Source organism: Mesorhizobium sp. M6A.T.Cr.TU.017.01.1.1, assembly GCF_004023115.1.
GTDB classification, from domain to species: domain Bacteria; phylum Pseudomonadota; class Alphaproteobacteria; order Rhizobiales; family Rhizobiaceae; genus Mesorhizobium; species Mesorhizobium mediterraneum.
In genome coordinates, this window is record NZ_RZTA01000171.1 from 1 (window position 1) to 9564 (window position 9564).

At 62.9% G+C, this 9564-nt stretch carries 8 protein-coding genes; 5 read left to right on the forward strand and 3 right to left on the reverse strand.

Translation table 11 applies throughout. The features are described 5' to 3' along the window. The 3 genes from EOB36_RS31620 to EOB36_RS31630 all read left to right on the forward strand — a co-directional run. The coding region (locus tag EOB36_RS31620; RefSeq protein ID WP_128286430.1) for an FtsX-like permease family protein at positions 1 to 1500 on the forward strand (1500 nt) is incomplete at its 5' end. Between the two features lie 229 nt (positions 1501 to 1729). Continuing rightward, complete coding sequence (locus tag EOB36_RS31625) at positions 1730 to 2509, forward strand: Bax inhibitor-1/YccA family protein (RefSeq protein ID WP_095484868.1); 780 nt, start codon at positions 1730 to 1732, stop codon at positions 2507 to 2509. A gap of 158 nt (positions 2510 to 2667) precedes the next feature. Next, positions 2668 to 3246: a GNAT family N-acetyltransferase gene (locus EOB36_RS31630; protein ID WP_128286431.1), complete on the forward strand. Its 579-nt coding sequence runs from the start codon at positions 2668 to 2670 to the stop codon at positions 3244 to 3246. Here the strand turns inward: EOB36_RS31630 and EOB36_RS31635 are convergent, their stop codons facing one another. Together EOB36_RS31635 and EOB36_RS31640 are read right to left on the reverse strand one after the other, a co-directional pair. Then, positions 3247 to 3633, reverse strand: a complete 387-nt coding sequence (locus tag EOB36_RS31635; RefSeq protein ID WP_095484870.1) for a DUF2794 domain-containing protein — start codon at positions 3631 to 3633, stop codon at positions 3247 to 3249. A 604-nt stretch (positions 3634 to 4237) separates the two neighbouring features. Further along, positions 4238 to 5032: a thioredoxin family protein gene (locus EOB36_RS31640; protein ID WP_095484871.1), complete on the reverse strand. Its 795-nt coding sequence runs from the start codon at positions 5030 to 5032 to the stop codon at positions 4238 to 4240. A gap of 176 nt (positions 5033 to 5208) precedes the next feature. Here EOB36_RS31640 and EOB36_RS31645 point away from each other — a divergent pair, with 176 nt between their 5' ends. Next, positions 5209 to 5871 (forward strand): ceramidase domain-containing protein, encoded by a 663-nt coding sequence (locus EOB36_RS31645; protein WP_095484872.1) that lies wholly within the window; start codon positions 5209 to 5211, stop codon positions 5869 to 5871. A 55-nt stretch (positions 5872 to 5926) separates the two neighbouring features. Here EOB36_RS31645 and acnA read toward each other — a convergent pair whose 3' ends face one another. Then, on the reverse strand, positions 5927 to 8617 hold the full coding sequence (acnA, locus tag EOB36_RS31650) for an aconitate hydratase AcnA (RefSeq protein WP_128286432.1): 2691 nt from the start codon (positions 8615 to 8617) through the stop codon (positions 5927 to 5929). A 284-nt stretch (positions 8618 to 8901) separates the two neighbouring features. Here acnA and ccmA point away from each other — a divergent pair, with 284 nt between their 5' ends. After that, the gene (gene ccmA / locus EOB36_RS31655; protein ID WP_128286433.1) at positions 8902 to 9510 is read left to right on the forward strand and encodes a heme ABC exporter ATP-binding protein CcmA; all 609 of its coding nucleotides are present in this window, start codon (positions 8902 to 8904) and stop codon (positions 9508 to 9510) included. The last annotated feature ends 54 nt before the right edge of the window (positions 9511 to 9564 follow it).

The following is a 9564-nucleotide window of genomic DNA, read 5'->3' on the forward strand; positions in this document are numbered from 1 at the left end:
GTGCCGGCGGAAGGCGGGTTCTATCCCGGCGCGCTCGGCATGGCGGCGCTGTTCGGGCTGCTGGTGACGCTGGCTTTCGCCTTGCTGCCGCTCGGCCGTGCGCGCGACGTTCCAGCGACGGCGCTGTTTCGCGAAATGGGTTTTGAGGGCCGCGGTTTTCCTCGCCCGCTCTACGTGGCGGCGGCGCTCGGCATCGCGCTGTTCCTGGCGGTGCTGGCCATCCTGTTTTCCGACGATCGCCGCATCGCCTCGATCTTTGTCGGCGCCACCATTCTTGCCTTCCTGGTGCTGCGCGTCGTCGGCGCGCTGGTACAATGGGCCGCCAAAAAGAGCCCGCGCGTTGGCTCGACGGTACTCCGGCTCGCCATCGGCAACATCCACCGGCCGGGAGCCTTGACGCCGTCGGTGGTGCTGTCGTTGGGACTGGGGCTGACGCTTCTGGTGACGCTGGCGCTGATCGATGGCAATCTCAGGCGACAGATTTCCGGCAGCCTGCCGGAACGGGCGCCGAACTTCTTCTTCGTCGACATCCAGAGCAGCGATGTCGACGCGTTCTCCGCGCTGGTCGGCAAAGAGGCGCCGCAGGGCACGCTGGTCAAGGTGCCGATGCTGCGCGGCCGGGTGATGGCGCTGAACGGCGTCGACGTCGACAAGGTCAAGGTCCCGGCGGAAGGAGCCTGGGTGCTGCGCGGCGATCGCGGGCTGACCTACGAGGCCAGACTGCCGAAGAATGCGACGCTGACCGAAGGCACATGGTGGCCGGACAATTATGCCGGTGAGCCGCTGGTGTCGTTTTCGGCCGAGGAAGGCAAAGAGATCGGGCTGAAACTCGGCGACACCATCACCGTCAACGTGCTTGGCCGCAACGTGACGGCGAAGATCGCCAATTTCCGCCAGGTCGAGTGGGAGACGATGGGCATCAACTTCGTCATGGTGTTCTCGCCCAGCACATTTGCTGGCGCGCCGCATAGCTGGCTGGCGACCCTGACCGAAAAGGGCGCGTCGGGGGCCGACGATGCCCGTCTTCTCAACGCCGTCACCCGGGCCTTTCCCGCGGTGACGACGGTCAGGGTCAAGGACGCGCTCGACATCGTCAACCGGCTGGTGGCGCAACTCGGCACGGCAATCAGGGCCGCGGCCGGCGTGGCGCTGATCGCGTCGGTGCTGGTGCTGGCCGGCGCGCTGGCCGCCGGCAACCGGGCCCGCATCCACGACGCCGTGGTGCTGAAGACGCTGGGCGCCACCAGGAAAACACTGATCGCGGCCTTTTCACTGGAATATATGCTGATCGGCCTCGCCACTGCGATCTTCGCGCTGGCGGCAGGCGGGGTTGCCGCGTGGTTCGTTGTCGCGCGCATCATGACGCTGCCATCGCATTTCATGCCCGATGTGGCGGTGGCAACCATCGTCTTTGCGCTGGTGGTCACGGTCGGCATTGGCCTCGCCGGCACTTGGCGGGTGCTGGGCCACAAGGCGGCGCCGGTGCTGCGCAATCTCTGATCGCAAGGCTTGGCGAGGCTGTTTTTGATTAATTCTGCGTAATGTTGCGGCTTCGAAAGCCGAAAAAGCGGATTTCCGGGACTTCACGAAGCATTACGCTCCGTTACGGTCTTGTTCTTGACGCCAATAACCATCATATTTCGCCGCAGGCATGCTGGAGCCCCGCCAGCGGCGCCTGGGTCCAAATGGACCTGACACCGGACGGGGCAGAAGCAATATGAGGATTTCCATGGCTGAACCCGTTCGCAATTATCAGACGCGCGCCGTGCCCGGCGCCGGCGTCGATGCTGCCATCGACCAGGGCCTGCGCGCCTACATGATCAAGGTCTACAATCTGATGGGGCTTGGCCTCCTCATCACTGGCCTTGCCGCGGTCGGCACGATCATGCTGGCCACCACCACCGATCCGGCTTCGGCGGTTGCGACGCTGCCGAGCGGCGAGATGCTGACCTCCTTCGGCTACGCGATCTTCGGGTCGCCGTTGCGCTGGGTGGTGATGCTGGCTCCGCTGGCCGCCGTGCTGTTCCTGTCTTTCCGCGTCCAGTCGATGAGCGTTTCTGCCGCGCAGACGACGTTCTGGGTCTATGCCGGCCTGGTCGGCCTGTCGCTGTCGTCGATCTTCCTGGTCTACACGACCGCCAGCATTTCGCAGACCTTCTTTGCCACCGCAGCGGCTTTCGGTGCGCTGTCGCTTTACGGCTACACGACCAAGCGCGATCTGACCGCGTTCGGCTCGTTCCTGGTGATGGGCGTGTTCGGCCTGATCATCGCGATGGTGATCAACATCTTCCTGCAGTCGTCGGCTCTGTCCTTCGCCGTTTCGGCGCTCGGCGTGCTGATCTTTTCGGGCCTCACCGCCTATGACACGCAGAAGATCAAGGAGATGTATTTCGAGGGCGACGCCACCGACGTTGCCGGCCGCAAGGCGATCATGGGCGCGCTGACGCTCTATCTCGACTTCATCAACCTGTTCATGTTCCTGCTGCAGTTCATGGGCGACCGCCGCTAACAGGCTTTTGTTTGGACCATGATCTTTTCCGAAAGCCGGTTTCCACCTTTCGGGATCATGGTCTGACTGGACCAGCGAGTTTTGTAAGGGCGGCCCAACGGCCGCCCTTTTCTTTTGTTCCGGCCTCTGCTGTGATAGAAGGCAGATGAGCGATTTGCATAAATTATGAGCAGCATACCATACGGGCCGCTACATCGGCGGACCTCGACCGGATCACCGACATCTATGCCGATGCGGTGACAAACGGCACGGCGAGCTACGAGCTGGAGCCGCCAAGCCGTGCCGAGATGGGCCAGCGATTCGACAGTTTGATAGCGGGCGGCTTTCCCTATCTGGTGGCGGAAAAAGACGGCATCGTGCTCGGCTATGCCTATGCCGGCGCCTTCCGGCCACGCCCCGCGTATCGCTTCGTCGTCGAGGATTCCGTCTATGTCGCGCCCGAGGCCAAGGGGCAAGGCGTCGGGCTCAAGCTGATGCAAGGGCTGATCGAGGCGGCCAAGGCGGCGGGCTTCCGCCAGGTTATCGCGGTGATCGGCGACGGCCGACCGGACAGTGCCTCGGTGCGGCTACATGAAAAACTCGGCTTTCGCCATTCGGGCCGCCTCGAAGGCTCCGGCTATAAGCACGGACGCTGGCTGGACACGGTGTTCATGCAACTGCCGATCAATGACGGGGCTCTAATTCCGCCCGATATCAACTCGTTGCCGGAACAGAAATTCCGCAGCCAGAATAAGTAGTTAGGCCTCGACCAGCTTCAGCGTGCGGTCGAAGACGCCAAGCACGCGGCCAAGTTCCTGGCCGCGCTTGAGGATGCGGCCGCCGGCGGCGATGACGGCGAATGCGCCTTGCCGGCGCGCCAGCTTCGGATCCTTGACGATCTGGAACAGCGGCACCTCGCTGGTGCGGCGGAACACGGAAAAGACGGCGCGATCGGTGAGATGGTCGATGGCGTAGTCGCGCCACTCATTGGCGGCGACCATGCGCCCGTAAAGCCTCAGGATCTGGTCCAGTTCGCGCCGGTCGAACCGCACCGGCTGGTCGAGGCGTTCGCGTCTTGCCTCATGCAGCGGGATCAGTATTGCGGATGCGTCCCCATCCTCCGTCCCACTGCCATGATCAGTCATGCCTCGATCCCTTCGAATGAATCTTATGCCAACCAAAGTTGGCGCTTTCGCCGTAGAATTGCAAGCCCGACCGAGCAAAGGCGGCGGCGCACCGTTTCCGCAGTGTCCAGTCACGTTTATAAAACGCCCGTTGGAATTGGTGATGCTTCGCCACAATTCTGCCTTCTTTTATCCGCGCTCATGCCCCAATGTCCGACGAATTTACGGGTGTTGCCTGAGACGGTTCGGTCCGGCACTGGCTCGTAAACCCCAAGCCCCCCGCCCACGGGTCTGCGTCGGATCGAACCAACCTCGGTTTTTCCTTGGAAAAATCGGGTGCGACGATCCCAAAACCTAAATGACCGGCGTCAGAAGCAAGCTGACGCCGGTTTTTTATTGGCTGAGACCATGGCGGGTAGCGCGGCTCTCCCTTCTCCCCTTGTGGGAGAAGGTGGCCTCGCGAAGCGAGGTCGGATGAGGGATGTTGGAAGGATCGCTGCGCTGAAGACGTAAGCGCCTAAAATCATTTCATATTTTAACGCCTCATTTCTTCCAGCACCCCTCAACCTCTCGGCGCTGCGCACCGATCCACCTTCTCCCACAAGGGGAGAAGGGCGCGCTGTGGTCAAGGCTTGTGGATTATGGCGGCGCCCAGAATGGGGCCTGGCAGGCCATCCTTGCCCACCGATTGCAGCAGCACGGCGCAGCCGCCTTTCTTGGAAATCACGCTCATCGGCAATTCGTAGCGCTGCGCCTTGCCGTGCCACATGCCGGCGGTCTGGATGCCGGAGACGGCATTCCAGTAGGTCATGCTGCGGCCGGTGTTTTCGCCCTTGCCGATCTTGATCGTCTGCGGCGGGTCGAAATAGACGATGACGACATGGGCATCGCTGGGGCCGGTCCCGGCATCGCCGGCGTCGATGATGACGCGGTCGCTGGTCCGGCTGACCTTGATGCTGACCCGCATGCCGTCGCCTGATTTCTCCATGCGGGCGAGCGCCCCGTCGACCTCCCTGCGGCTGGCTCCGTTGACATGACTGCGGCCATTGATGACGGCCTGCGGCGTATAGACCGAGCGATTGCCGAAGGCGCGCATATACTCATATTGCCGCTCCGTGTTCTCCTTGCGGCTCAGCGTGTCCTTCCAACCGAGATAATCCCAGTAGTCGACATGATAGGCGAGCGCGACGATGTTCTCCTTGGTGGCAAGATCGGCGAAGAATTCATCGGCCGGCAGGCAGGAATTGCAGCCCTGGCTGGTAAAGAGCTCGACCACGCCCAGCGGTTGATCGGTCAAGGTTTTGTCAGCCTGGGGCTTGTCGGCCTCGCCGGCAAGCACATTGCCGGCAAGTCCAGCGCCGGCAAACACCGAGAGGGCCAGCGCAAGTGCCGCAAGCCGCAATGGTCTTCGAGATGTCATGGCCGTTTGGACTCCCGCCGGTGATGCCGGCCTTGTTCTGATTGCTGAAATATGTGGCAGAAGCGACAGTCAACGGGAAGTCACGTTGCGGTGAAATTTGCCATTGCAACCAACTGCAAGGGCGCAATAGGAAGGGTCACACTTCACGGTAGAAGCCGATTCGGGCAACAATCAGCATGTGGCAAACCCTCCTGACGCCGGTCGATCTCTACTGCGAGCGGACCGGGCCGGAGTTCTGGGCCGAACCGGCCAACGCACTCACCAATCTGGCTTTTCTTGCCGCCGGGCTGTGGGGTGTCCGGGAGGTGCGCCGGCGCGGCACAGGCATCTTCGCCGAAGCGCTGGCCTGGTGGGTGGTGGCGATCGGCATCGGCTCGGCGCTGTTCCATACCTTTGCCAACCACGGCACGGTCTGGGCTGACGTGCTGCCGATCGCCGGGTTCACGCTGGCCTACACGCTGTTCAACCTGCGCCGCTTCCTCGGCATGAAATGGGGCAAGGCGATCGCCATCTTCGTCGCCTTCTATGCCGTCACCGGGTTGTTGACCTGGGCCGTGCCGGACTGGCTGCGCCAGGCGTCAAACGGCACGACCGGCTATCTGCCGCCTTTCCTGGCGCTCGCCTTCTTCGGCGCCTGGGTGGCCGCCAGCGGCAATCGCGCCGGCTGGTACAATCTGGCAGGCTCGGCGATCTTCGTCGTGTCGGTCATCTGCCGGATGATCGATCCGCTGGTCTGCGGCAGCTTTCCGCTCGGCACGCATTTCCTGTGGCACATCCTCAACGGGCTGATGCTCGGCGTGCTGCTGGCGGCGACGGCGCGCTTCGGAGCGCCAAAATAGGGGAATAGGGGAATAGGGGCTGTCTTCCCTACTCCCTTACTCCCTTACTGCCCTACTAAGCTGCCAAATCGCGCAGCACATATTGCAGGATGCCGCCGTTCTTGAAGTAGTCGAGCTCGTCCAGCGTATCGATGCGGCAGATGATCGGAACGTCCTTCACCGTGCCGTCGCCATAGGTGATCTTCGCGATCATCTTCTGGCGCGGCTTGATGGTGCTCAGGCCGTCGATCTCGACCAGCTCGTCACCCCTAAGGTTGAGCGAGGCCCATGAGGTGCCCTCTACGAAGACGAAGGGAATGACGCCCATGCCGACCAGGTTCGAGCGGTGGATGCGCTCGAAGGACTGGGCGATGACGGCGCGGACGCCCAAGAGGTTGGTGCCCTTGGCCGCCCAGTCGCGCGACGAGCCATTGCCGTATTCGACACCGGCGAAGATGACCAGCGGCACGCCTTCCTTCTTGTACTCCATGGCGGCGTCGTAGATCGATGTCTCTTCCTTCGACGGATAGTGGATGGTGTAGCCGCCCTCGCGGCCGTTCTCGCCCAGCGTATGGTTGCGGATGCGGATGTTGGCGAAGGTGCCGCGCATCATCACCTCATGATTGCCGCGCCGCGTGCCATACTGGTTGAAGTCGGCGACGCCGACGCCATGGTCGGTGAGATATTTGCCGGCAGGCGAGGCCGCCTTGATCGAGCCGGCCGGCGAGATATGATCGGTGGTGATCTTGTCGCCGAGCAGGCCGAGCACGCGGGCGCCCTTGATGTCGCCGATTGTGCCGAAACCCGCGGTCATGCCGTCGAAATAGGGCGGGTTCTGCACATAGGTCGAATGGTCGTCCCAGGCGTAGGTCTGGCCTTCCGGCGCCTTGACGTTCTGCCAGTACTCGTCGCCCTTGAAGACGTCGGCATATTTGCGGGCGAACAGTTCGCGCGTCACGTTCTTTTCGATGAACTCCTGGATCTCGACCGAGCTCGGCCAGATATCCTTGAGGTAGACCGGGTTGCCGTCACGGTCCTCGCCGAGCGGCTCGGTGGTCAGGTCCTTGGTCACGGTCCCGGCCAGCGCGTGGGCGACGACCAGCGGCGGCGAAGCAAGGTAGTTTGCCTGCACGTCGGGCGAGACGCGGCCCTCGAAATTGCGATTGCCGGACAAGACCGCGGCGGCGATCAAGCCCTTATCGTTGATGGTCTTGGAGATCGGCGTCGGCAGCGGGCCGGAATTGCCGATGCAGGTGGTGCAGCCGAAGCCGACCAGATTGAAGCCGATTTGGTCGAGTTCCTTCTGGAGGCCGGATTTCTCCAGATATTCGGCGACGACCTGGCTACCCGGCGCCAGCGATGTCTTGACCCACGGCTTCTGCTTGAGCCCGAGCCGGTTGGCGTTGCGCGCCAGCAGCCCGGCGCCGATCAGCACGCTCGGGTTCGAGGTGTTGGTGCAGGAGGTGATGGCGGCGATGACGACATCGCCATGGCCGAGATCATAGTTGGTGCCTTCGACGGCATAGCGCTTGTCGATTTCGGCGGCCTTCCGGTATTCGGTCTCCATCGCCTTGGCAAAGCCGTCCGGAATGCCTTCAAGCGCCACGCGGCCTTCCGGACGCTTGGGGCCGGCCATCGACGGCACCACATCGCCGAGATCGAGCTCGAGCAGGTCGGTGAAGACCGGGTCGGCCGAGCCGGTATCACGCCACATGCCTTGCGCCTTCGCGTACGCCTCGACCAGCGCGATACGGTTTTCCTCGCGGCCGGACATGGTGAGGTAGCGGATGGTTTCGCCATCGACCGGGAAGAAGCCGCAGGTGGCGCCATATTCGGGCGCCATGTTGCCGATGGTGGCGCGGTCGGCCAGCGTCATGTTGGACAGACCCGGACCGAAGAATTCGACGAATTTGCCGACGACGCCCTTCTTGCGCAGCATCTGGGTGACGGTGAGCACGAGGTCGGTGGCGGTGACGCCTTCCCTGAGCCTGCCGGTGAGGCGGAAGCCGATGACTTCGGGCAACAGCATGGAGACGGGCTGGCCGAGCATGGCGGCCTCGGCCTCGATGCCGCCGACGCCCCAGCCGAGCACGCCAAGACCGTTGATCATGGTGGTGTGGGAATCGGTGCCGACGCAGGTATCGGGGTAGGCGGTGGTTTCGCCATCTTCAGTGTTGGTCCACACGACCTGGCCAAGATATTCGAGATTGACCTGGTGGCAGATGCCGGTGCCGGGCGGCACGACACGGAAATTGCGGAAGGCCTGCTGGCCCCATTTCAGGAATTTGTAGCGCTCTTCGTTGCGCTCGTACTCAAGCTCGACATTGCGGGCGAAAGCCAGCGGCGTGCCGAATTCATCGACGATGACCGAGTGGTCGATGACCAGATCGACCGGCACCAGCGGATTGATCTTTTGCGGGTCGCCGCCAAGCGAGGCCATGGCGTCGCGCATCGCAGCCAGGTCGACAACGGCCGGAACGCCGGTGAAATCCTGCATCAGCACGCGAGCCGGGCGATAGGCAATCTCGACGCCGGCGGTGCCCCGGTCGGTCAGCCAGCCGGCGACCGCCTGGATGCTCTCCTTGGTGACGGAACGGCCGTCCTCGTTGCGCAGCAGGTTCTCCAGCAGCACCTTCATCGAATAGGGCAACTGGGCAATGCCGGTGAGGCCGTTCTTCTCGGCCTCGATGAGGTTGTAATAGACATATTCGGCGCCACCAGCAGTCAGCGTGCGGCGGCAATTGAAACTATCGAGGGATTTTGACACGTGCGGTCCGTCCTTGTCTGTTCAGCCTGAAAGGGAACGGACGCCGATGGCATGCAATCACGCGCAAAGGTGCGGGTACGGCCATTTCCGCTGTCCGTTCCCAGCCAACCCGAGCCGTTCAAGGCGGCGCGTGCGCTGGTTCGGCGCTAATTCTGTTCCCGTGCCGACCGCTGGCACGGATGACCCGCATATAGAGAATTTCCTGGAATAGTTCTAGACACGGAATCGCCATTTTTGTTGCGGCGCACCGAAGCCGCGCTAGGACTTCCGGCGAAGGGGAACGAATGCGGCTGATCGCCGAAAATCTGGGCGGCGAACGCGGCGGCGAGGCGGTCTTTTCCGGCATCAACTTTGCCCTTGAGAAAGGCCAGGCGCTTATCGTCACCGGGCCGAACGGCGCGGGGAAATCGACGCTGCTCAGGGTCGTCGCCGGGCTGCTTCCGGTGGCGGCCGGTCGTGTGCATATCGAAGGCGGCGGCGAGGATTTTCCGTCGGTTGCCTCGGCCTGCCACTATCTCGGCCACCAGAACGCGATGAAGACGGCGTTGACCGTGACGGAAAATCTGCGCTTCTGGCGCGATTTTTCGGGCGCGGATTTCTTGCGTGCCGAAGAGGCGCTGGAAACGGTCGGACTTGGTGATATCGGCCATCTGCCGTTCGGCTATCTCTCGACTGGGCAGAGGCGGCGCGCGGCGATCGCAAAACTGCTGGTCAGCCGGCGGCCACTGTGGCTGCTCGACGAGCCGACGGCAGGATTGGACAAGGCATCGGAAGAGCGATTCGCCGTGCTGATGCGGAAGCACCTGGACGAAGGAGGGATCGTTGTGGCGGCCACGCATCTGCCGCTGGGAATTGAGGGGGCGAGAGAATTGAGGATGGGGGAAACTCGGTAATGTCGGCGTTCCCGCCCACCCCCCTCTGTCCTGCCGGACATCTCCCCCTCAAGG